We start from the raw sequence: 21895 nt of genomic DNA on the forward strand, positions 1-21895 counted from the left end.
TAATGCAGGGAAGATGGTGCGATTCTTAGAGTTCTGTGGTTCGCCGCACGCGCGCCGCGCCGCGACTCAGCCCCGGCAATCCTCCGCAACCCGCAATATCTCGGCCCAGGCTGGCACGACGAGTGTGGGCACGCCGCCGCCCTCCACCAGAAAGCGCCCGCGGCTATAGCCCATCGCATCGACCAGCGCGTCGCGTGCGCCGAGATCGGCGGCGAGGCCCGTCGTCGTGGCGGTGGCGGGAAGCGTTCGCACCAGGCTGGTGGTCCGGATGGTGAGGCCCGGCACCGAGGCCAGGCCGGGGCGCGACAGGGCGATGCGGCCGCGGGCACGGTCGCAGCGCAGCGTCAGCTCGGGCGCCTGGCCGGCGATGCCGAAGGCGGCGACGCTGCTCTGGGCATCGGTGCGCCAGGTCCAGTTGCCGGGAGTCAGCGGCCAGTCGCGCCAGTCGGCGCTCGCGGGCGGCGGCGGCGCGGGGGTCGGCGTAGGGGCAGGCGTGGGCACTGCCACCGGCGGCGCGGGTCGCGGCGCGGGCTGGCTGGGGGCGACGCAGCCGGCGAGCAGCAAGGCTGCGGCGGACACGCTGGCGAACACGGACGAACGGCGCATGCCGGGCCTTATGGGGGAAGTCCCCCGCCGCCTCAACCTTGGTTCGGGACGCCGGTCAGGCGGCGGCGCGGCGCGCCATCACGCGCTCGACATGTGCGTAGAGCACGCGCTCCTCGTCCTCGATCCGCTCCGCCAGCCCGGTCATCAGCGCTTCGGTCTCGTCGCGGAAGCGCACCCATTCGCGGCTGATGCGCCCCACCGGCCACGCGGCGATATAGTTGGCGAAGGCCGGTCCGAGCGTCCCGTGCTCCTGGCGATAGCGCCACGCGATGCTGGTCGCGACCGCATCGCCCGACGCGAGCAGCCGGTCATAGACCAGCCAATCCTCGCGATTGCAGTGGTCGAGCAGCGCCTGCGCCATTCCCCAGCGGAGCACCGCCACGGCGGCGGCATCGGGAACCGCGCCGGAGACGATGGCGAGGAGCTGCGCGGCCTGAGCCTCGAGGGCCCGATGTTCTGCGCAAAGCTCCCGAATCACGTCTTCAGTCTCCCCGATACGATCAGAGAAAAAGCACAACGAAACACGAGTCGTAAGTCCGTAGAGTCCCCAATCAGTATTCGCTACGCATGCGTATCTATTCGCTTCGCTATACTTGTCGCGCCGGTAACTAATCAGCGACCGCGCCCGCCGCCCATCCGCATCTTGGTCTGCTTGCCATAGCGCGTCTTGCGCGTACCCGGCTTGCCTTCGTTCGAGCGCCCCATGATCGGCGCCTTGCGCTCGCTTTCGGGCAGGCCGAGCTCCTCGGCCTCGAGCGCGCGAATCTCGTCGCGCAGCCGCCCCGCCTCCTCGAATTCGAGATTGGCGGCGGCGTCCCGCATCTTCTTCTCGAGCTCCTCGATATAGGCGCGCAGATTGTGGCCAACCATGTGCGGGCGATCGGCGTCGATCTCGACCGTGACCTGATCCTTCGACGCCACATGCGCGATGATGTCGCCGATATTCTTCTTCACCGTCTCGGGCGTGATGCCGTGCTCGAGATTATAGGCCTGCTGCTTCTCGCGGCGGCGATTGGTCTCGGCCAGCGCGCGCTCCATGCTGCCGGTCATCCGGTCGGCATAGAGGATCACCCGCCCCTCGACGTTGCGCGCGGCGCGGCCGATCGTCTGGATCAGCGAGGTCTCGGAACGCAGGAAGCCCTCCTTGTCGGCGTCGAGGATCGCGACCAGCCCGCATTCGGGGATGTCCAATCCCTCGCGCAGCAGGTTGATGCCGACGAGCACGTCGTACACGCCCATCCGGAGATCGCGGATCAGCTCGATGCGCTCGAGCGTCTCGGTGTCCGAATGCATGTAGCGGACCTTGATCCCCGCCTCGTGCATGTACTCGGTGAGATCCTCGGCCATGCGCTTGGTGAGCGTGGTCACGAGCGTGCGATAACCCTTGGCCGCGGTCGCCTTGCACTCCTGGATCAGGTCCTGGACCTGCTCCTCGACCGGCTTGATCTCGACCGGCGGATCGATCAGCCCGGTCGGGCGGATCACCTGCTCGACGAAGACGCCGCCCGATTGCTCCATCTCCCACCCGCCCGGGGTCGCCGAGACATAGGTGGTCTGCGGGCGCATCGCGTCCCATTCGTTGAAGCGCAGCGGCCGGTTGTCGATCGCCGAGGGCAGGCGGAACCCGTACTCCGCCAGCGTGATCTTGCGCTTATGGTCGCCGCGCGACATGCCGTTGATCTGGCCGATCGTCTGGTGGCTCTCGTCGACGAAGAGCAGCGCATTCTCGGGCAGATATTCGAACAAGGTGGGCGGCGGCTCGCCGGGCAGGCGCCCGGTGAGGAAGCGGCTGTAATTCTCGATGCCCGCGCAGGATCCGGTCGCCGCGATCATCTCGAGATCGAAATTGGTGCGCTGTTCGAGCCGCTGGTGCTCGAGCAATTTCCCCTCGGCCTCCAGCTCCTTCAGCCGCTCGGCAAGCTCGTGCTTGATGCCCTCCATCGCCTGCTTCATCGTCGGACCCGGCGTGACATAATGCGAGTTGGCGAAGACGCGGACATAGTCCAGCGACGCCACTTTCGCCCCGGTCAGCGGATCGAACTCGGTGATCTCCTCGATATCGTCGCCGAAGAAGGAAATCCGCCACGCGCTGTCCTCATAATGCGACGGGAAGATCTCGAGGCTGTCGCCGCGCACCCGGAAATTGCCGCGCGCAAAGGCCTGGTCGTTGCGCTTGTACTGGAGCGCCACGAGCTTGCGGATGATCTCGCGCTGGTCGACCACCTGGCCCTTCTTGAGGTCGAAGATCATGGCGCTGTAGGTCTCGACCGAGCCGATGCCGTAGAGGCACGAGACCGAGGCGACGATGACCACGTCGTCGCGCTCGAGCAGCGCCCGCGTCGCCGAGTGCCGCATCCGGTCGATCGCCTCGTTCACCGAGCTTTCCTTCTCGATGTAGGTGTCCGAGCGGGGGACGTAGGCCTCAGGCTGGTAATAGTCGTAATAGCTGACGAAATACTCGACCGCATTCTCCGGGAAGAAGCTCTTGAACTCGCCGTAGAGCTGGGCTGCGAGGATCTTGTTGGGCGCGAGGATCAGCGCCGGGCGCTGCAGCTCCTCGATCACCTTGGCCATGGTATAGGTCTTGCCCGATCCGGTGACGCCGAGCAGCACCTGGTCGCGCTCGCCGGCGCGCGCCTGCTCGACCAGCTCGGGGATCGCGAAGCGCTGGTCGCCCGAGGGCTGATAGTCGCTGACCAGCTTGAACGCCTTGCCGCCCTCGCTCTTCTCGGGCCGCTGCGGGCGATGCGGGACGAAGCTCTCCCCCGTTTCGGGCTCGGCGAGGCTGGTGCGGATCTGGATGGCCATGGCGGGGATATGGGACCTTTATCGGGGGACGCAATCAGCCGTGCTGGTTGACTCCGATTGACTCGATAGCGGGTTTTTCGGTCGGAAGCGGCGGGTTTGCACCCGGGACGCGCCTGCGAAGCGACACCCACGCGGCGCGGGCGCGGCACGGACGCGGCATTTGCGCGCCGCACAGGCGACACCTGCGCGCCACGCCCGCGTCTGACACGCCCCATGACGCTCCGGCTTCGCTATGCATACGCGACTGCGGCGCGCCGCATGCGCGACGCCGAGGCGACGTGGGCAGAACGGTAGGGATTGCTGCTTTGCGCATCGTGGGAACAAAAGCAGATCAAATCCTACTTTACCAGACTTTTGATGGGGCCCTGGAATGACTCAAATGGTTCTTAGCCCCTCCCCTTCAGGGGAGGGGTTGGGGGTGGGGCATGTAAGTCTCACCGAGCCCATCGCCCGCGGACAAGCCCCACCCCAACCCCTCCCCTGAAGGGGAGGGGCTTGATAGTCGCAATTGAGTCGATAGCCGCCATCGCGTCGCACACCCCGTCCAGTGCGCCACAGCCGCATTGCCAAGCGCCGCCATTTCCGCTTTTGGAGAGCCCAGAACCGCCAGGGAACCTCCATATGCGCGCCACCATCGTCCTCGGAACCGCCGCCCTTGCGTTGGCCGGCTGCCAGTCCGCCGCGGAGAAGCACGCGGCCGAGACCGGCGAGATCGAGGTCGCCAATGCGAAGACCGACGAGGTATCGAGGCTGCTCAAGGCCGCCGCGCCCAAGACCGCGGCCAAGCCCGGGCTGTGGAAGGCCGAGCTTCGCATCGAAGCGGTCGATGTCGGCCCGGGCGGCGACAATGCGCAGCAGCTCCAACTTGCCAAATCGCTCGAGCGCAGCGCGACCGAGTGCAAGACCGCCGAGCAATTGAAGCCGTTCGACATCGCCAAGCTGGAAAAGGCGGCGGGCGAGTGCAGCTTCATCCGCTACGTGGCGAAGGGCGGCAAGGTCGACGCCAAGATCCAGTGCAGCAAGCCCAATGCGCCCGTCACGACCATCCTGATCAACGGCGCCACGTCAGCCACCGGCTTCGACGTGGCGATCGAAAACCTCACCGGCGTTGCCGGCCAGCCGGGCTATTCGCAGGTCAGGATGCGCTCGACCGGCACGCGCGTGGGCGAATGCCCGGCGCAGGCCAAGGGTTAGATTGAAGGGGCGTTCAACCTTCTTGACCCTCCCCCGCCAGGGGGAGGTGTCAGCCGCAGGCTGACGGAGGGGGAGGACGGCGACTCACTCTCGGCGTGCTTCCGTCCCCTCCGACGCCTTCGGCGCCACCTCCCCCTGGCGGGGGAGGATTTGAGTGCTGATTCGTTTAGAGCACTCCGCCACCACCTTTATTGCCGCCGGTACGCGATCCGCCACATGATCGCGCCGATCGCGGCGGCGATGCCGGCGAGAATCGCGCTCGACGCCAGGGCGCTCAGCCAGCGGAACAGCCAGGTGCGGCCGTCGATCTCGGGGATGTCGAACAGCCCGAAGCCATAGGTCTGCGCGCCGACGAAGATCGCCATCGCGGTAATCGCGCCCACCAGGGCGGCATACCAGGCGCGGCGGAGCCCGGCGACGTGCATCACCAGCCAGATGGGCCCGCCCACCGCCGTGATCGCGATTCCGGAGAAGAGGCTGCCGATCAGCCAGCCGGTGAGCAGGTCGAGCGGATCGCGCTGGCCGCCCAGCAGCACCAGGCCGAGCACGATGATCCCGGCGAGCGCGCTGCCCACGCCGAGCGCGATTCCCGCCCGATCGATCGTGATGTCGTACCGGCGTTGCGCGCGAATCGCGCGTCGATGAATCTGTTCCAGGGCCCCTCTCCTGAGCGGCGACGATACTTCGCCACGCGCGCCGCCTCAAGCGGCCGACGCGGCTCGATCCGGCACAATGTCAGCGAAATGCGTCGAACCGACCCGCACGCCGGCAGGCCTCCACCCGCGCCATGTCCGGACGTGGCGGCGGCGGGCCGAGCGCGGGAATCTCCACGGGCACGCCGATCGCCACGGGCTTGAAGTGCGCCAGGTCGGTGCCCGCGCAACGCAGCATTGCGCCCAGCATGCGCGGCGGCGTGGCATAGGCTTCGCGCGAGAGGCGGAAGGTGCCCCAGTGGATCGGCAGCGCGAAGGGCCGGCCGAGCCCTTCCCACACGCGGATCGCGTCGCGCGGGCCGACATGGCTGCCGCTCGCCATCTGACCTTCCTCGAAGCGGAACGCGCCGATCGGGATCGCGGCGAAGCGGATCGGGCCGAGCGCCGCGGCCTCGGCGGGCCACTTGCCGTCGCCGAGCCCCGTATCGCCCGAAAAGAAGAAATTGCCGCCGGGCAGCGCGACCACGAAGCTCGACCAGAGCGCGCGGTTGCGGTCGGCGAACCAGCGGCTGCTCCAATGATGGTTGCGCGTGACGCGGACAGCGGCCGGAGGCAAGGCCAGCGTTTCGCCCCAATCGAGCGCACGGGCGGGAACCCCTGCCTGGGCGATGACGCTGTCGTTGCCGAGACTGGTGACGACGACCGGCCGGTCGCGCTCCCAAAGTCGTTTGAGCGTCGCCAGGTCGAGATGGTCGTAGTGATTGTGGCTGACGAGCACGAGGTCGATCCTGGGCAGGTCCTCGAAGCGCACGCCCGGCTCCGCCACGCGCCGCGGGCCGAAGCCGAGCGGTCCGGCACGGTCGCTCCAGATCGGATCGGTGAGGATGTTGAGCCCGGCCGTCTGCACCAGCACCGTCGCATGGCCGATCCAGGTGACGCGCATCCTGTCCCCCTCGACCCGCGCCAACGGCCTGGACGGCCGCACCGTCACGCGCTCGGGCCAGGCCGGCTGAGACGGATCGCCGAAGAGCCGACGCGCAATGAAGCCCGCGCGGCTCCGCCCGGCGGGCAGGTGGTCGTCGTCGCCATCGGGATTGAAGAAGCGCGCGCCGTCGAAATGCGCGGTCGCGGGGCCGCGATAATAGATGCGGTCGAGGAAGTGCGGCAGTGCGGTGAGGACGAGGCAGAGGACGATTACCGTCCACAACAGCCCGGCCAGGGCAAGCTTGAGCAGGCGCATCGCCCCTTCTCGCGAGGAGCGCCCGCGCGATCAAGCTTGATCGGCGGCGTCCGCCTCCCCTAACCCGGCGCACATGACCGAGCTGCCCCGGACCCAGGAAGAAGCCGCCGCCGAACTCGAGCGGCTCGCGGCCGAGATCGCGCACCATAACCGGCTCTACCATGCCGACGACGCGCCCGAGATCAGCGACGCCGACTATGACGCGCTGATGCGGCGGAACACCGCGATCGAGGCCGCCTTCCCCGAGCTGGTTCGCGGCGACTCGCCCTCGAAGCTGGTCGGCGCCGCGCCGACCGGGCGCCTTGCCAAGGTGGCGCATGCGCGGCCGATGTTCAGTCTCGACAATGCCTTTGCCGACGAGGACGTCGCCGATTTCCTCGGCCGCGTGCGCCGCTTCCTGGCGCTCCCCGAGGGCGAGCCGGTCGCGCTCACCGCCGAGCCCAAGATCGACGGCCTGTCCTGCTCGCTGCGCTACGAAAAGGGGCGGCTGGTCCAGGCGCTCACCCGCGGCGACGGGCAGATCGGCGAGGACGTCACGGCCAATGTCCGTACGATCGGCGACATCCCCGCCGAGCTCGCGGGCGCACCGGACGTGTTCGAGGTGCGCGGCGAAATCTACATGGCCAAGGCTGATTTCGCTGCGCTCAACGCCCGGCTGCTCGCCGAAGCGGAGGAGACCGGGAAGGAGGCACGCCAGTTCGCCAATCCGCGCAACGCCGCCGCGGGGTCGCTGCGCCAGAAGGACGCGAGCGTCACTGCGTCGCGGCCGCTGCGCTTCCTCGCCTGGGGCTGGGGCGAAGCGACGACGCTGCCGGGAGAGACGCAGGCGAAAGTGATCGCCGCGATCAAGGCGATGGGCTTCCCCGTATCGGATCTCTTCGTCGGCCCGGTCGATCTCGAGGCGGCGCTAGCCCAATACAAGAAGATCGAGGCACAGCGCGCCGACCTGCCCTTCGACATCGACGGCGTGGTCTACAAGGTCGACCGGCTCGACTGGCAGACGCGGCTCGGCTTCGTCGGCCGCGCACCGCGCTGGGGAATCGCGCACAAATTCCCCGCCGAGCGCGCCCAGACGACGCTGCGCGCGATCGACATCCAGGTGGGCCGCACCGGCAAGCTCACCCCCGTGGCGCGGCTCGAGCCGGTGACCGTCGGCGGCGTCGTCGTCACCAACGCGACGCTGCACAATGCCGACGAGATCGCGCGGCTCGGCGTCCGCCCCGGCGACCGCGTGGTGCTCCAGCGCGCCGGCGACGTGATCCCGCAGATCGTCGAGAACCTCACCCGCGACGCGGATCGCGCGCCCTTTGCCTTCCCCGACCATTGCCCGATCTGCGGCTCCGAAGCCGTCGCCGAGGAAGGCGAGGTCGACGTGCGCTGCACCGGCGGGCTGATCTGCCCCGCGCAGCGGCTCGAGCGGCTGAAGCATTTCGTCAGCCGCGGCGCGCTCGACATCGAGGGGCTGGGCGAGAAGACGCTGGCGGAGCTGCTCGACCTCGGCTGGATCGCCGAGCCGGCCGACATCTTCCGCCTCGCCGCGCATCGCGAGGAACTGCTGGGACGCGAGGGCTGGCAGGAGAAGTCGGTCGACGCGCTGCTCGCCGCGATCGAGGCCAAGCGCGCGCCCGACGCGGCGCGGCTGCTCTTCGGGCTCGGCATCCGCCATATCGGCGCGATCACCGCGCGCGACCTGCTCAAGCGCTACGCCACGCTCCCCGCGCTCCAGGCGCTGGCCGACGAGATCATCGCGCTCCGCGATGCGACTCCGCCCGCGATCGGGGAGACCGGGCAGAAGCACCGCGCGCGGCTCGACAAGGCGATCACCCAGCTCATCGGCGTCGAGAATGCCGGCGGCGCCGTCGGCCAGGCGCTCGCGGACTTCTTCCACGAGCCGCACAATCGCGACGTCTGGGGCGACCTGCTCGGCGAGGTCTCGCCCCCGCCTTTCGTCGTCGAGACGCGCGCGTCCGAAGTCTCGGGCAAGACCCTGGTGTTCACCGGCAGCCTCGAGACGTTGAGTCGCGACGAGGCCAAGGCGCAGGCCGAATCGCTCGGCGCGCGAGTCGCCGGATCGGTCTCCGCCAAGACCGACCTGGTCATCGCCGGTCCCGGCGCGGGCTCGAAGCTAAAAAAGGCGGCCGAATTGGGAATTCGCGTGATTTCGGAGGAGGATTGGCGCGGAATCGTCGCTGGCGCCGAGTGACTTTTTTGCAACGCAACAAAGGAATCAACTGTTACCAACAGGTTGACGGGTCCACCCCGATTGACTGTCATCGGATGGACATAAATGAATTCCATGGGCGGCCGCGACGGTGAACCGCACCGCGTGACTCAGTGCACCACAGGCACACCGAAAGGGACATTCTAGAAATGCGCAACATGCTTTTCACCGGCGTGGCAGCTGCCGCGCTCGTGATTCCTGCCGCGGCTTCCGCGCAGCAGATCACCACGGGCATCGAGGGCGTCGTGACCGACGCCGACGGCAATCCGGTTTCGGGTGCCCAGGTCGTAATCACGGACACCCGCACGGGCGCTGCGCGCACCCTGACCACCAGCGGCACCGGCACCTTCGCCGCCAGCGGCCTGACCACCGGCGGCCCCTACACGGTGAGCGCCACCGCGGACGGCTTCGAGGGCCAGACCGCCGAGGGCATCAACACCTCGCTGCAGGGCAACACCAACCTCACCTTCGCGCTGACCGCCGGCACCGGCGAGATCGTCGTCACCGGCTCGCGCGTCCGCGCGACGCAGCTTGCGGTCGGCCCGGGCACCGCGTTCAACGCGGAAGTGCTGGCGAGCGCCCCGTCGTTCAACCGCGACGTCCGCGACATCATCCGCATCGATCCGCGCGTCAGCCTCGATCGCGACGATGGCGGCTCGGGCCAGGACCGCATCTCGTGCCTCGGCGGCAACGATCGCGGCAACACCTTCACCGTCGACGGAATCGCGCAGAGCGACATCTACGGCCTCAACGACACCGGCTTCTCGGCACGCAGCTCGACGCCGCTGCCCTATGACGCGATCCGCGAGACCCAGGTCCAGTTCGCGCCGTTCGATGTCGACTATGGCCAGTTCACCGGCTGCGCGATCAACGTCGTCACCAAGTCGGGCACCAACGACTATCACGGCAGCGGCTATTTCGAATATTCGGACTCGGGCCTGCGCGCCAAGACCGTGGCCGGCGGCCGCCCGGTCGCGGCGATCAAGCCCGAAAAGCGCTGGGGGGTCTCGCTCGGCGGCCCGATCATCAAGAACACGCTGTTCCTCTACGGCGCCTATGAGCATCAGGAAGCCGGCCAGTCGCAGGACGACGGCCCCGTCGGCGCCGGCTACGCCAACGAGCAGACCGGCATCACCGAAACCCAGTTCAACGAAATCCGCGACGTGCTGAACACCAGCTACGGCATCGACACCGGCGACCTCGTGCACAGCCGCGACTATGCCAGCGACCGCTACTTCGCGCGCGCCGACTGGCAGATCACTGACGATCACCGCCTCGAAGGCACCTATCAGCGCCTCGAGGAAAGCACCGTACGCCCCGACGACCTGTTCACCGGCACGTCGCCCCAAGCAGTCGGCGGCAACACCTTCTACCTCAGCGGCACAGTCTCCGACTATGCTTCGGTCCGTCTCTATTCGCAGTGGAGCGACAATTTCTCGACCGAGCTGCGCTATGCGCGTTCGGAAGTGACCGATCGCCAGGACCCGGTCGGCGGTGGCGAGGCGCAGTCGGGCAACCCGATCCCGCGCATCGTCGTCGGCATCGACAACGCCACGGGCATCGACGGCGCCGTGCTCGCCGGCCCGGGCACCTCGCGCTCGGCCAACGACCTGCGCACCAAGATCGACCAGTATCGCGCAGTCGCCAACCTCACCGCGGGTGACCACAAGTTCAAGCTCGGCTTCGAGCTCAACCGCGCGAATCTGTTCAACCTCTTCGTGCAGAACGCCACCGGCACGCTCGTCTTCCGCAACATCACCGATCTGCGCGCGGGTCTGCTGTCGCCGGGCACGGGCAACGTCAACACGACCACCACGCCGGCCAACGTCGTGGGCGGCGTGACCGAAGGCGCCTTTGGCAATTTCTCGGCGACGGGGAACATCACCGACGCGGCCGCCCGGTTCACGCGCAGCATCTATTCGGTGTTCCTGCAGGACGAGTGGCGCCTGAACGACCAGCTCAAGCTCACCGCCGGCATCCGCACCGATTGGTATGACGGCAAGGGTCCGCAGTATAATTCGGTGTTCGCGCGCCGCTACGGCTTCCCCAACAACACCGGCTTCAGCAACCTCGAGCCGATGGTGCTGCCGCGCGCCGCGATCACCTATGACTTCGGCGACTCGGGCACCTTCTCGGGCGCGCAGTTGCGCGCCGGCGTGGGCATCTTCTCGGGCGGCGATCCGCTGGTCTGGTTCGGCAACGCCTATCAGAACGACGGCAGCACCTTCGCGCTGGGCACCACCCAGACCGCGGGCTGCCCCACCGGCCAGATCGACGTGCTCGTCAACGGCACCTTCACCGGCGTTCCGACCTGCATGGCGGCCAGCGCCCAGGCCACTGCTGCGGCCGGCCAGGGCAACACCCAGTCGATCGACCCTGATCTCGTGATGCCGACGGTGGTTCGCGCCAATATCGGCTTCTCGACCGAGCTCAATTTCGGCTCCGGCTTCTTCAGCGGCTGGAACGCGACCGTCGACTATATCTACAGCGAGTATCGTAACGCCTTCAATCTGGTCGACCTTTCCCAGGCGGTGAACCCCGCCCGTGGCCTCGGCGGCTACACGATCGATGGCCGTCCGATCTATTCGTCGATCGATCTGCTCGCCGCTGGCTGCACCGGCCGTCTGACCGACCCCGGCACGCCGCCGGTGTTCAGCAACCTCAACGCGGCCTGCTTCACCGGCACCCGCGGCGGGGAGCTGATGCTGACCAACAGCGAGGGCTATCGCAGCCACGTGGCGTCGTTCCTGCTGTCGAAGAACTTCCAGGGCGGCCTGCTCGCCTCGGGCGGCTCGACCTGGCTGTCGTTCGGCTATGCCTACACCAACTCGCATGACCGCCGGAACCTGTACAACTCGACTGCGGGTTCGAACTACGGCCAGACTGCCGCGTTCGACCGTCAGGCGCCGGACTCGTCGCCGGGCTTCTACCAGAGCAAGCACAACATCACGTTCGCCGCGAACTTCAAGAACGAGTTCGTGAAGGACTATGACACGTCGCTGGGCTTCACCTTCGTGGCGCGTTCGGGCCGGCCCTACAGCCTGACCTTCACCGGCAACAACGTGTTCAACCCGACCAACGGCGGTCTCACGACCAACGACAACGCGCTGATCTATCTGCCGACCGGTACGAACGATCCCAACATCTCGCCGACGTCGAACATGACGGCGGTGCAGCAGTTGGTCGACTTCGCCAACGGCCTTCCCTGCGCCAAGGAGCAGATGGGCCGCACGGTCACCCGCAACAACTGCACCAACGACTGGTACTATGATCTCGACCTGACGGTGTCGCAGGAGTTGCCCGGGCCGGGCCGCCTGTTCGGGGTGAACGACAAGATTCGCGTCTATGCGATGTTCGACAACTTCCTGAACCTCCTCGACTCGAACTGGAACGTCCAGCGGCGGCGCAACTTCTTCGGCGTCCAGGACCTCGCGCAGGTCAGCGGTGTGGATGCGCAGGGCCGCTACATCTTCTCCAATGCGAACGCCCTCACCCCGAACGCCGCGGGTCTCACCACCTTCGACACCGACAATGCCATCAACGTCAGCTCGTCGGTGTGGCGCATCAAGTTCGGCGTGAACTACGAGTTCTAAGGACTCCACGCAGAGCGAAACTACGAAGCCGCCGCTCCAGCGATGGGGCGGCGGCTTTCGTTTGGGCGGCTGCAGGAACGCGCCACAGCGGCGGCGCGCCGGTTTAACGTCCGTCATCCCCGCGAAAGCGGGGATGAGGAAGAAGAGGCGAACGCTAAAGGTTCGACCTAAGTGGGAATCGCGGAGACCTCGAGGATCTCGATGGCTTCGGCGCGGCCGTTGAAGTCGACGCGCTCGCCTTCCTCCGCCCCGAGCAAGGCATGGGCGAGCGGCGCCGAGAAAGCGAGGCGATCGGCGTGCGGATCGGCCTCGTCATGGCCGACCAGGTCGATCACGCGCTCCTTGCCCGCCAGCCGGATGCGTACCCGCGCGCCGATCCCCACCACGCCTTGCTCGAGCGGCGGCGCGATCTCGGCGGTGGTCCGCCGCGTGTTCCAATAACGCAGCTCGCGCCGGAGCGCCTCGCGCGGCTCCTCCTCGGCCTCGGCGGCGATCGCCGCTTCGAGCTCGGCCACCTTCGCTTCGATCAGCGCGAGCCCGCGCGCGGTCACCAGATTGGGGCCCGCGGGCAGCGGGATCTCGAACTTGGGTTCCTTATGTTCCTCGTCGCTCTCGCGGCGGAAGGCGACGCTCATTGCTGCGGCAACTCCTCCAGCGTGGATGATACCTTCCAAAGATCGACGGCGCCTTCGGTTGCATGGGTGTCGATCTCGGCGAGCTCTTCCGCGCTGAAAGCGAGGTTGTTCACCGCGTCGAGCGAATCGTCGAGCTGCTGGACGTTGCGTGCGCCGATCAGCGCCGAGGTGACCCGCGGATCGCGCAGCACCCAGGCGATCGCCATCTGCGCCAGCGTCTGCCCGCGCCGAGCAGCGATGTCGTTGAGCGCCCGGATGCGCGCGATATTCGCGTCGGAGAGCAGCCCCTGGCTGAGCGACCCGCTCCTGGCGGCGCGTGCGTCCTGCGGCACGCCGTTCAGATATTTGGAGGTCAGCATGCCCTGCGCCAGCGGCGAGAAGGCGATGCAGCCGGTGCCGAGATCGCCGAGCGTGTCGAGCAGGTCCTGCTCGATCCAGCGATTGAGCATCGAATAGCTCGGCTGGTGGATGAGCAGAGGCACCTTGTACTCGGCGAGGATCGCCGCGGCCCGGCGCGTCAGCTCGGGCGAGTAGCTCGAGATGCCGACATAGAGCGCCTTGCCCTGCTGGTGGATATGCGCGAGCGCGCCCATCGTCTCCTCGAGCGGGGTCCTGGGGTCGACGCGGTGCGAATAGAAGATATCGACATAATCGAGCCCCATGCGCTTGAGGCTCTGGTCGCACGAGGCGATCAGATATTTGCGGCTGCCGCCCACGTCGCCGTACGGCCCCGGCCACATGTCCCAGCCCGCCTTGGTCGAGACGATCAGCTCGTCGCGGTGGCTCGCCAGGTCGGTCGCCAGCACGCGGCCGAAATTCTCCTCGGCAGAGCCGTAGGGCGGGCCATAATTGTTGGCGAGATCGAAGTGTGTGACGCCGCGATCGAACGCGCGGCGCAGCATCGCGCGGCCGGTCTCGAACACGTCGGTGCCGCCGAAATTCTGCCAGAGCCCCAGGCTGATCGCGGGAAGGTCGAGCCCGCTCCGCCCGCAGCGGCGATAGGGCATGCGCCCGTCATAGCGGGCGGGATCGGCGTGCCAGGGCTGGGGATAGGGCATCGATAGGCTCCGTTGGTTTTGCGGATGCCTAGCGGGAACCCCCTTCCCCGTCACCCCGGCGAACGCCGGGGCCTCAGGCGATCGCGCGAACGGATTGCCGCACGAGATCCCGGCTTTCGCCGGGACGACGCCTTACGTCAGACCGTGAAGCTCTCGCCGCAGCCGCAGCTGCCCTTGGCGTTCGGGTTCTCGAAGGTGAAGCCCGCGGTGAAATCGTCTTCCTGCCAGTCCATCGTCGACCCGACGAGATAGAGGACGGAGGCGCCGTCGACGAAGAAGGTGCCGCCGGGGGTCTCGATCTTCTCGTCAAACGGCGCGGCCTCGCTGACATAGTCGACCGAATAGGCGAGACCCGAGCAGCCGCGGCGCGGAGTCGAGAGCTTGACGCCGATCGTGCCTTCGGGGGCCTTGGCCATCAGCTCGGCGATGCGGGCATGCGCGCGCTCGGTGAGGTTGAGCGCGGCGGGGCGGGTGCGGGTCTTCACGTCGGTCATCTTCGTTTCTCCAAACCCCTCCCCTTCAGGGGAGGGGCAAGGGGTGGGGGAAGTCTCACCGAGACCAGCCTGCGGACAGGCCCCACCCCAACCCCTCCCCTGAAGGGGAGGGGCTTTATGTCACAGCATCCCCAGTTCGAGCTTGGCGTCGTCGGTCATCTTCTGCGGGTCCCAGGGCGGATCCCAGACGAGGTTGACCTCGGCATGGCCGACGCCCGGCACCGATCCGACGCGCAGTTCGACTTCGCCCGGCATGGATTCCGCGACCGGGCAATGCGGCGTGGTGAGCGTCATCGTCACTGCGGCATGGCCGTCGGCGGTGATGTCGACGCCGTAGATCAGCCCGAGATCGTAGATGTTCACCGGGATCTCGGGATCGTAGATCTCCTTGAGCGCATCGATCACCGACTCGTAGAGTTCGCCGCCGGGCTCGCCCGCCGGATGCGCCGCGGGCTTCTGCGAGAGGAAGCCCGCGAGATAGTCGCGCTTGCGCTCGAAGGTCTCCGCCACGCCCACCGATGTTTCGGACGCAAAGGCGTCGTCCACGCGCGCCTTGGGCGGCGCCGCGACGGCGTCGACTTCCTCCACCTTTATTCTGCGTTCCTCGTTCACCCGAAGATCCTCGTCACTCGTTCGATACCCTTGACCAACGCGGCGATGTCGTCCGCGCCATTATACACTCCGAAGCTCGCCCGCGCGGTCGCCGGCACGCCCAGCGCGTCCATCAGCGGCTGTGCGCAATGATGTCCCGCGCGGATCGCGACATTGCCCTCGTCCAATATGGTGGCGACGTCGTGCGGATGCACCCCCTCGACCGCGAAGCTGACGATCCCGGCGCTGTCGTCGGGGCCGAAGAGCCGCACGCTGTTGATCTGCGACAGCGCCTCGCGCGCCTGGGCGACCAGGGCCGCCTCGTGCGCGTGGATGCGCTCCAGCCCGATGCCCGCGACATAGTCGACCGCGGCGTGCAGCCCGACCACGCCGACGACATGCGGCGTCCCCGCCTCGAAGCGGCCCGGTGGCGGGGCGTAGGTCGTCTTCGCGAAGGTGACGCGGTCGATCATCGATCCGCCGCCCTGATAGGGCGGCATCGCGTCGAGCAGCTCGTAGCGGCCCCAGAGCACGCCGATCCCGGTCGGGCCGTAGAGCTTGTGCCCCGAGAAGACGTAGAAGTCGCAGCCGATCGCCGCGACGTCGACGGCCATGCGCGGCACCGCCTGGCAGCCGTCGAGCAGGATCTTCGCGCCGACCGAATGCGCGATCTCCGTTGCGCGCTTCGCGTCGAGCACCGAACCGAGCACGTTGGAGACATGCGCGAGCGCGACGAGCTTGTGCGCGGGGGTGATCATCGCCGCCATCGCGTCGAGGTCGATGCGCTGGTCGGCGGTGAGCGGCACCACGTCGATCGCCGCACCGACGCGCTCGGCGACCATCTGCCACGGCACGATGTTCGAATGGTGCTCGAGCATCGAGAGCAGGATGCGGTCGCCCGCCTTGAGCTGGCTCCCCGCCCAGCACTGGGCGACGAGGTTGATCCCCTCGGTCGCGCCGCGGACGAAGATCGTTTCCTCGGGCTTGCCGCCGATGAACGCCGCGACGCGCCCCCGCGCGGCCTCGAACGCCAGCGTCATGTCGGCCGAGCGCTGGTACACGCCGCGGTGCACGGTGGCGTAGGTCTCGCCATAGCCGCGGTTGATCGCGTCGAGCACGGGCCGCGGCTTCTGCGAGGTAGCGGCGGTATCGAGATAGGCCCAGCCCGCCGGTATCGCGGGGAAGTCCGCGAGCAGGTCGAGGGGCCGGGTGTCGGTAGCCACTGTCATAGCCCCTCCCCTTCAGGAGCGTCGGATGAACCGCGCCCCGCGCGGTTCAGGTCAGGCTGGGAGCCTGACCGGCCCGACGCTGGGTTGGGGTGGGGCAGTGCGGCGGGCGAAAGGGCTCGGTGAGACGGCCAGGCCCCACCCCCAACCCCTCCCCTGAAGGGGAGGGGCTTTGGAAGAGCAACGTCGTTCACAGCGCACTCTCCAGCCATTTGTCGGCATCCGCCTCGAACGCCGCGCGCACCGGGTCTTCGCCGATCCGCGACATCGCGTCCGCCACGAAGGCGCGGGTGAGCAGCGCCTTGGCGCGCGGCTCGGGGATGCCGCGGCTCTCGAGATAGAAGAGCGCGCGCTTGTCGAGTTCGCCCACGGTGGCGCCGTGCGCGCATTTCACGTCGTCGGCGAAGATCTCGAGCTCGGGCTTCAAATTCACCGTCGCGGCGCGCTCGAGCAGCAGCCCGCGCAGCGACTGCTCGCCGTCGGTCTGCTGCGCATCGCGTGCGACTTCGACCCGCGCGGCGAGGCTCGCCACCGAGCGGTTCGCCGCCACCGCGCGCCACAATTGCCGCGACGTGCCTTCGATCGCCTCGTGCCGCACCGACACCGCGGCTTCCTGCTTCTGCGTGCCTGAGGTGAGAAGCGCGCCGCCCATCTCGGCGAAGGCGCCCTTGCCGGTGAGCGTCAGCGCGCCGTCGATCCGGCTGCCCATCCCGCCGGCGCCGAGGAAGATCGAGACCAGGCTCGCCGCCTCGCCGATCTCCGCCTCGTCGCGGATCGAGACGAAGCCGTCGGCCTGGAGCAGCCGCACCGAGCGCATCAGCCGCGCGCCGGGGGCGAGCGCGATCTGCGCGACCCGGTTGGCCCAGCCCGATCCCGCATAGGTCTCGATCACCGAGGCGACCGAATCCTCCGCCATCGCGATCCGCGCGGGTACGTGGCTCTCGCCCCCGGAGCCGAGATGGACGATCTGGATGCCCGTCACCGCGGCCCGGGCGTCGAGCGTCAGCACCCAGCCCTCGCCCTCGGCGAGGCTACCGAGCGGATGCGCGGTCTCGGGCGCGAAGCGCGCGACCTTGACCGGCCCCGGACGGCTATGCGCGGGCTCGAACACGCCGTCGACGAACAGCAGGCGGGGGCCTTCGACGTCGAGGAACAGGTCGGCGGGCTTGATGCCCGCGTCCCGCGGCTCGGCCTCGGCCGCCGCGCGCAGCGCCTGCATATCAGACCAGCGCCATTCCTCGAGGCGCGGTGTGGGGAGTTCGAGCGTCGTCACGCGTCCAACCTCTCTGCGCTCTCTGCGCCTCTGCGCGAGCCAATATTTTTCGCGCAGAGGCGCAGAGGACGCAGAGAAAGAATGGAGGCGCCTTCGGCGCGAAGCATGCTCATGCCGCCACCGCTCCATAGCCTTCGCGCTCGAGCTCGAGCGCCAGCTCGGGTCCGCCCGAGCGGACGATGCGGCCCTCGGCCAGCACGTGCACGAAATCGGGCTGCACATAATCGAGCAGCCGCTGGTAGTGGGTGATCAGCAACACCGCCTTGTCGGGCGCGCGCATGATCCGGTTGATCCCCTCGCCCACCGCCTTGAGCGCGTCGATGTCGAGCCCCGAATCGGTCTCGTCGAGGATCGCGAGCCTGGGCCCGATGATGCCCATCTGGACCATCTCGTTGCGCTTCTTCTCGCCGCCCGAGAAGCCGACATTGACCGGGCGCTTGAGCATCTCCTGGTCCATGCCGAGCGCGTCCGCCTGGGCGCGGGCGAGCTTCAGGAACTCGCCCCCCGACAGCGGCGCCTCGCCCCGCGCGCGGCGCTGGCTGTTGAGCGCCTCGCGCAGGAACTGGACGTTGGAGATGCCGGGGATCTCGACCGGATATTGGAAGCCGAGGAACAGCCCTGCCGCGGCGCGCTCGTGCGCGTCCTTTTCCAGCAGGTCCTCGCCCGCGAAGGTGACGCTGCCGCCGGTCGGCTCGTAGCCGGGGCGCCCGCCCAGCACATAGCCGAGCGTCGACTTGCCCGCGCCGTTGGGCCCCATGATCGCGTGCACTTCGCCCGCATTCACTTCGAGGCTGAGCCCCTTGAGGATTTCCTTGCCGTCCACTTCGGCGCGGAGATTGTCGATCTTGAGCATCATGTCCCTATGGTTTGGCGTCTTCGCCGCTGAACTGGTCGTTGAGCACGGCGGTCATGCGGGCCTGGGTGCAGGCCTGGACGGCCTTGTGGCTGCGGTCTTCCTCGCGCGAGCAGGCGGCAACCGTCTCGCAGGTCAGCCGGTCGAAGGTCTCGTCGCCGCTCGACTGGGCGATCGCGCAGGCGCGGACGCGCCGCTTCGAATCGAGCTGGACGCGCACCTGCAGCGGGCGCGCCTTGCCGGTGACGACGATCTCCTCGCCGGGCGCGTCCTGCATTCCGAGCAGGGCAAGGCCGAGCGCGACGATCACAGCGGCACCGTCAGTAGCTTGACCGAGGTCAGCGGCTCGGGCGCGTTATAGGCGTCGACCCGGCCGCCATCGGGCAGCTCCCAGATGATCTTGTATTGCTTGGGCTGGACGATCGCGGCGGCGATATCGGCCTCGATCGCGTCGAGCGTCACCTGCATCCGGCCCCACCAGCGCCGGTTGACCGGCCGGTCGCCGAGCATCACGCGGCCTTGCGTGAAATCGCCCTCGGTGAATTCGCGGCAGCCCTTCACCGCCGTCTGCACCTTCGCCGCGCGCGCCGCGTCGTTCGCCGGCGCGACGCCGATCTGGCGGACGATGCAGCGGGCGTGGCGCGTGGCGATGCCGATCTGGGGCACGCCCTCGACGGTCACGCCGCCGGCCTCGCCGGCAGTCAACGCAAGCAACATCGCCAACATCATCACTTTACTCCCGAGGGGCCATACATCGGCCCCCAAATACTCCGGTCGCCCCTCATTCGCCCGCCTCCTTCGCCGGCCCGAGGCGAATGACCGGGCCGTCCGACGGAGCCTTGGGCAAGGGCGGCAGCACGACGCGCTGGCGCTCGGTCTCGCGGCTCGGCTCCTGGAGCCCCTGCGGGCCGGCCTGGCCGGGAGCGAGCGCGGGCCTGGTCTCGGTGAGCTTGGGCAGGACGAAGGTCTGCGGTGTCCCAATGCCCGCAGGCCGCGTCTCTGCCGGCACCGACGCGGACGCCAGTTCGAGCACGCCCAGCTCGCGGCAATCGGTCACCTGGTCGGCGGTCCGGGCATAGCAGACCGGCGTCGCCTGGCAGGCCGCGGTATCGCGCTTCTGGCTACCGCTCGACACCATGACGCGGCAATTGCGCAGCTTGCCGTCGGCGCCCTTGTCGAACAGCATCGTGGTGAGCCCCAGCTTCGCCTGCACGACGACTTCCTCCGTCTCCACCGCTTCCGCGGGCGGAGGCGAGGCGGGCACGTCCTGCGCGAGGAGGAGGGCGGCGAGGATCATTGAGTCGCGATCTCAAGCCCCTCCCCTTCAGGGGAGGGGTTGGGGTGGGGGCTGTCCCAACGGCGAGGCGAGTCGTTCAAGGCGGAGGCGATGACCTGAACAACACCTTCGACATTCGACATCACGTCGAAGTTAGTCACACGCATCACCTGATAGCCATGCTGGCCAAGCCAATCATCACGCAGCCGGTCCTTGGCCTCGTCATGCGTATCCCCATCGACTTCGACGATCAGACCGGATTGCGGACAAAGGAAATCAGCAATGAACGGCCCCACCACCGCTTGTCGGCGGAACTTGTGCCCCTCGAGCTGCGAATTCGACAGGTGGCGCCACAGCCGCGTCTCGGGTTCCGTGGGGTTGCGCCGCATTTCGGAGGCTCGCATCTGAAGCCATTGGATACGCTCGATGGACAGCCCCCACCCCAAACCCCTCCCCTGAAGGGGAGGGGCTTTCTTGTTCCAGCCCTTGTCGAGCGGGTGGCTCACCCAACGCTCCCCTCGAGGCTGATCCCCAGCAGTTTCTGCGCCTCGACCGCGAATTCCATCGGCAGCTGCTTGAGCACTTCGCGCGCGAAGCCGTTGACGATCAGCGCGACCGCGGCCTCCTGGTCGAGCCCGCGCTGCATTGCGTAGAAGAGCTGGTCCTCGCTGATCTTCGAGGTCGTCGCCTCATGCTCGATCTGCGCCGAGGGGTTCTTCACCTCGATATAGGGCACAGTGTGCGCGCCGCACTGGTCGCCGAGCAGCAGGCTGTCGCACTGGGTGAAGTTGCGGACATTCTCCGCGCCCGGCTGGACGAGCACCTTGCCGCGATAGGTATTGTCCGAGCGGCCCGCGGAAATGCCCTTCGACACGATCGTCGAGCGCGTGTTCTTGCCGAGATGGAGCATCTTGGTGCCGGTATCGGCCTGCTGGCGGCCGTTGGTCACCGCGACCGAATAGAATTCGCCGACCGAGCCATCGCCCTGCAGGATGCACGAGGGGTATTTCCAGGTGATCGCGCTGCCGGTCTCGACCTGGGTCCAGCTGACCTTCGAGTTCGTGCCCGCGCACAAAGCGCGCTTGGTGACGAAGTTGAAGATGCCCCCTACCCCGTTCTCGTCGCCGGGATACCAGTTCTGCACCGTCGAATATTTGATCTCGGCATCGTCCAATGCGACCAGCTCGACCACCGCGGCGTGGAGCTGGTTCTCGTCGCGCATCGGCGCGGTACAGCCTTCGAGATAGGAGACATAGCTCCCCTTGTCGGCGACGATCAGCGTGCGCTCGAACTGGCCGGTATTCTCGGCATTGATGCGGAAATAGGTGCTCAGCTCCATCGGGCAGCGCACGCCCTCGGGCACATAGACGAAGGTGCCGTCGGAGAAGACCGCGCTGTTCAGCGCCGAGAAGAAATTGTCGCGCACCGGCACGACCTTGCCCAGCCACTTCCTGACCAGATCGGGATATTCGCGGATCGCCTCCGAGATCGACAGGAAGATGACCCCCGCGGCCTTCAGTTCCTCGCGGAACGTGGTCGCGACCGAGACGCTGTCGAACACCGCGTCGACCGCGATCTTGCGCGCGCCCTCGACGCCCGCGAGCACCTTCTGCTCCTCGATCGGGATGCCGAGCTTTTCGTAAACGCGCAGGATCTCGGGATCGACCTCGTCGAGTGACCCGAGCTTGGGCTTGGCCTTGGGCGCGGCGTAATAGTAAGCGTCCTGGTAATCGATCCTGGGCAGGTCGAGCTTGGCCCAGTCGACCTCCTCCATCTCGAGCCAGGCGCGATAGGCCTTTAGCCGCCAGTCGAGCATCCACTCGGGCTCGCCCTTTTTGGCCGAGATGAAGCGGACCGTGTCTTCATTGAGCCCCTTGGGCGCGAATTCCTGCTCGATGTCCGACGAGAAGCCCCATTCATAGTCGCGGTTCGCGAGCTCCTGGACCTCGCGGTTGCGCCCAGAATCATTCACGCGCTCGGTCATCGCGCCAGCTCCGTGAGGCTGACCGCGCCGAGCACCCCGCGAACCGCATGGCCCACGATTCCCATATGTGGCTTGACCCGGCAGTGGGCATCGAGCGCGCAGTCGAACTTGCCGTCGGAGCAGGCCGACATGGCGATCGGGCCTTCGACCGCTTCGACGATGTCGGCGAGGGTGATGGCTTCCGCGGACC

General features: G+C 67.7%; 21 protein-coding genes. 3 read left to right on the forward strand and 18 right to left on the reverse strand.

Translation table 11 applies throughout. The features are described 5' to 3' along the window. Positions 1–66 precede the first annotated feature (66 nt). From MT490_RS14600 to uvrB, 3 genes are all read right to left on the reverse strand, one after another. The gene (locus tag MT490_RS14600; RefSeq protein WP_297389162.1) at positions 67–606 is read right to left on the reverse strand and encodes a hypothetical protein; all 540 of its coding nucleotides are present in this window, start codon (positions 604–606) and stop codon (positions 67–69) included. A gap of 55 nt (positions 607–661) precedes the next feature. Next, complete coding sequence (locus MT490_RS14605) at positions 662–1084, reverse strand: hemerythrin domain-containing protein (RefSeq protein WP_297389164.1); 423 nt, start codon at positions 1082–1084, stop codon at positions 662–664. 134 nt (positions 1085–1218) lie between these two features. Then, positions 1219–3414 (reverse strand): excinuclease ABC subunit UvrB, encoded by a 2196-nt coding sequence (gene uvrB, locus MT490_RS14610; RefSeq protein ID WP_297389166.1) that lies wholly within the window; start codon positions 3412–3414, stop codon positions 1219–1221. A 621-nt stretch (positions 3415–4035) separates the two neighbouring features. Here uvrB and MT490_RS14615 point away from each other — a divergent pair. Further along, complete coding sequence (locus MT490_RS14615) at positions 4036–4608, forward strand: DUF3617 family protein (RefSeq protein ID WP_297389168.1); 573 nt, start codon at positions 4036–4038, stop codon at positions 4606–4608. 188 nt (positions 4609–4796) lie between these two features. Here MT490_RS14615 and MT490_RS14620 read toward each other — a convergent pair whose 3' ends face one another. After that, the gene (locus MT490_RS14620; protein WP_297389171.1) at positions 4797–5183 is read right to left on the reverse strand and encodes a hypothetical protein; all 387 of its coding nucleotides are present in this window, start codon (positions 5181–5183) and stop codon (positions 4797–4799) included. Positions 5184–5343: 160 nt separating this feature from the next. Beyond that, on the reverse strand, positions 5344–6501 hold the full coding sequence (locus tag MT490_RS14625; RefSeq protein ID WP_297389174.1) for an MBL fold metallo-hydrolase: 1158 nt from the start codon (positions 6499–6501) through the stop codon (positions 5344–5346). Positions 6502–6574: 73 nt separating this feature from the next. Here MT490_RS14625 and ligA point away from each other — a divergent pair, with 73 nt between their 5' ends. Together ligA and MT490_RS14635 are read left to right on the forward strand one after the other, a co-directional pair. Then, complete coding sequence (ligA, locus tag MT490_RS14630; protein ID WP_297389176.1) at positions 6575–8704, forward strand: NAD-dependent DNA ligase LigA; 2130 nt, start codon at positions 6575–6577, stop codon at positions 8702–8704. A gap of 167 nt (positions 8705–8871) precedes the next feature. After that, positions 8872–12315 (forward strand): TonB-dependent receptor, encoded by a 3444-nt coding sequence (locus MT490_RS14635; protein ID WP_297389178.1) that lies wholly within the window; start codon positions 8872–8874, stop codon positions 12313–12315. 167 nt (positions 12316–12482) lie between these two features. Here MT490_RS14635 and MT490_RS14640 read toward each other — a convergent pair whose 3' ends face one another. The 13 genes from MT490_RS14640 to MT490_RS14700 form a co-directional block, all read right to left on the reverse strand. Beyond that, entirely contained in the window at positions 12483–12950 is a 468-nt protein-coding gene (locus tag MT490_RS14640) for a GreA/GreB family elongation factor (protein ID WP_297389181.1), read from the reverse strand. Continuing rightward, positions 12947–14008: an L-glyceraldehyde 3-phosphate reductase gene (gene mgrA / locus MT490_RS14645; RefSeq protein ID WP_297389185.1), complete on the reverse strand. Its 1062-nt coding sequence runs from the start codon at positions 14006–14008 to the stop codon at positions 12947–12949. Before mgrA ends, MT490_RS14640 begins: the two co-directional genes overlap by 4 nt. Positions 14009–14145: 137 nt before the next feature. Further along, a complete protein-coding gene (locus MT490_RS14650; protein WP_297389188.1) occupies positions 14146–14502 on the reverse strand; it encodes an iron-sulfur cluster assembly accessory protein in 357 nt (118 codons plus the stop codon). A 120-nt stretch (positions 14503–14622) separates the two neighbouring features. Next, positions 14623–15114 (reverse strand): SUF system Fe-S cluster assembly protein, encoded by a 492-nt coding sequence (locus MT490_RS14655; RefSeq protein ID WP_297389191.1) that lies wholly within the window; start codon positions 15112–15114, stop codon positions 14623–14625. Beyond that, positions 15111–16322 carry a cysteine desulfurase gene (locus tag MT490_RS14660; RefSeq protein ID WP_297389194.1) on the reverse strand — a complete coding sequence of 404 codons (1212 nt, stop codon included), beginning with the start codon at positions 16320–16322 and terminating at the stop codon, positions 15111–15113. Before MT490_RS14660 ends, MT490_RS14655 begins: the two co-directional genes overlap by 4 nt. Positions 16323–16509: 187 nt before the next feature. After that, positions 16510–17592: a SufD family Fe-S cluster assembly protein gene (locus MT490_RS14665; protein WP_297389196.1), complete on the reverse strand. Its 1083-nt coding sequence runs from the start codon at positions 17590–17592 to the stop codon at positions 16510–16512. 109 nt (positions 17593–17701) lie between these two features. Continuing rightward, on the reverse strand, positions 17702–18445 hold the full coding sequence (sufC, locus tag MT490_RS14670; protein WP_297389220.1) for a Fe-S cluster assembly ATPase SufC: 744 nt from the start codon (positions 18443–18445) through the stop codon (positions 17702–17704). A gap of 7 nt (positions 18446–18452) precedes the next feature. Continuing rightward, positions 18453–18755, reverse strand: coding sequence for a hypothetical protein (locus tag MT490_RS14675; protein ID WP_297389199.1), 303 nt, complete (start codon positions 18753–18755; stop codon positions 18453–18455). Continuing rightward, positions 18752–19174 (reverse strand): hypothetical protein, encoded by a 423-nt coding sequence (locus MT490_RS14680; protein WP_297389202.1) that lies wholly within the window; start codon positions 19172–19174, stop codon positions 18752–18754. Before MT490_RS14680 ends, MT490_RS14675 begins: the two co-directional genes overlap by 4 nt. 52 nt (positions 19175–19226) lie before the next feature. Then, the gene (locus tag MT490_RS14685) at positions 19227–19742 is read right to left on the reverse strand and encodes a hypothetical protein (protein WP_297389205.1); all 516 of its coding nucleotides are present in this window, start codon (positions 19740–19742) and stop codon (positions 19227–19229) included. Further along, positions 19739–20227 carry an endonuclease domain-containing protein gene (locus tag MT490_RS14690; RefSeq protein WP_297389208.1) on the reverse strand — a complete coding sequence of 163 codons (489 nt, stop codon included), beginning with the start codon at positions 20225–20227 and terminating at the stop codon, positions 19739–19741. The genes MT490_RS14685 and MT490_RS14690 overlap by 4 nt, the downstream gene beginning before the upstream one ends. Then, positions 20224–21705 (reverse strand): Fe-S cluster assembly protein SufB, encoded by a 1482-nt coding sequence (sufB, locus tag MT490_RS14695; protein WP_297389211.1) that lies wholly within the window; start codon positions 21703–21705, stop codon positions 20224–20226. The genes MT490_RS14690 and sufB overlap by 4 nt, the downstream gene beginning before the upstream one ends. After that, on the reverse strand, positions 21702–21895 hold a 194-nt coding region (locus tag MT490_RS14700), incomplete at its 5' end, for an Rrf2 family transcriptional regulator (RefSeq protein WP_297389214.1). The genes MT490_RS14700 and sufB, both read right to left, overlap by 4 nt.

The sequence above is a fragment of the Sphingomonas sp. genome (genome assembly GCF_026460985.1).
In the GTDB taxonomy this organism is placed as follows: Bacteria; Pseudomonadota; Alphaproteobacteria; order Sphingomonadales; family Sphingomonadaceae; genus Sphingomonas.

What these genes read in the sequence shown, in the direction of transcription:
- MT490_RS14600 (WP_297389162.1), bottom strand. Translation starts at nt 606, where the DNA reads ATGCGCCGTTCGTCCGTGTTCGCCAGCGTGTCCGCCGCAGCCTTGCTG.
- uvrB (WP_297389166.1), bottom strand. Translation starts at nt 3,414, where the DNA reads ATGGCCATCCAGATCCGCACCAGCCTCGCCGAGCCCGAAACGGGGGAG.
- MT490_RS14615 (WP_297389168.1), top strand. Translation starts at nt 4,036, where the DNA reads ATGCGCGCCACCATCGTCCTCGGAACCGCCGCCCTTGCGTTGGCCGGC.
- MT490_RS14625 (WP_297389174.1), bottom strand. Translation starts at nt 6,501, where the DNA reads ATGCGCCTGCTCAAGCTTGCCCTGGCCGGGCTGTTGTGGACGGTAATC.
- ligA (WP_297389176.1), top strand. Translation starts at nt 6,575, where the DNA reads ATGACCGAGCTGCCCCGGACCCAGGAAGAAGCCGCCGCCGAACTCGAG.
- MT490_RS14635 (WP_297389178.1), top strand. Translation starts at nt 8,872, where the DNA reads ATGCGCAACATGCTTTTCACCGGCGTGGCAGCTGCCGCGCTCGTGATT.
- MT490_RS14640 (WP_297389181.1), bottom strand. Translation starts at nt 12,950, where the DNA reads ATGAGCGTCGCCTTCCGCCGCGAGAGCGACGAGGAACATAAGGAACCC.
- mgrA (WP_297389185.1), bottom strand. Translation starts at nt 14,008, where the DNA reads ATGCCCTATCCCCAGCCCTGGCACGCCGATCCCGCCCGCTATGACGGG.
- MT490_RS14650 (WP_297389188.1), bottom strand. Translation starts at nt 14,502, where the DNA reads ATGACCGACGTGAAGACCCGCACCCGCCCCGCCGCGCTCAACCTCACC.
- MT490_RS14660 (WP_297389194.1), bottom strand. Translation starts at nt 16,322, where the DNA reads ATGACAGTGGCTACCGACACCCGGCCCCTCGACCTGCTCGCGGACTTC.
- sufC (WP_297389220.1), bottom strand. Translation starts at nt 18,445, where the DNA reads ATGCTCAAGATCGACAATCTCCGCGCCGAAGTGGACGGCAAGGAAATC.
- MT490_RS14680 (WP_297389202.1), bottom strand. Translation starts at nt 19,174, where the DNA reads ATGATGTTGGCGATGTTGCTTGCGTTGACTGCCGGCGAGGCCGGCGGC.
- MT490_RS14685 (WP_297389205.1), bottom strand. Translation starts at nt 19,742, where the DNA reads ATGATCCTCGCCGCCCTCCTCCTCGCGCAGGACGTGCCCGCCTCGCCT.
- sufB (WP_297389211.1), bottom strand. Translation starts at nt 21,705, where the DNA reads ATGACCGAGCGCGTGAATGATTCTGGGCGCAACCGCGAGGTCCAGGAG.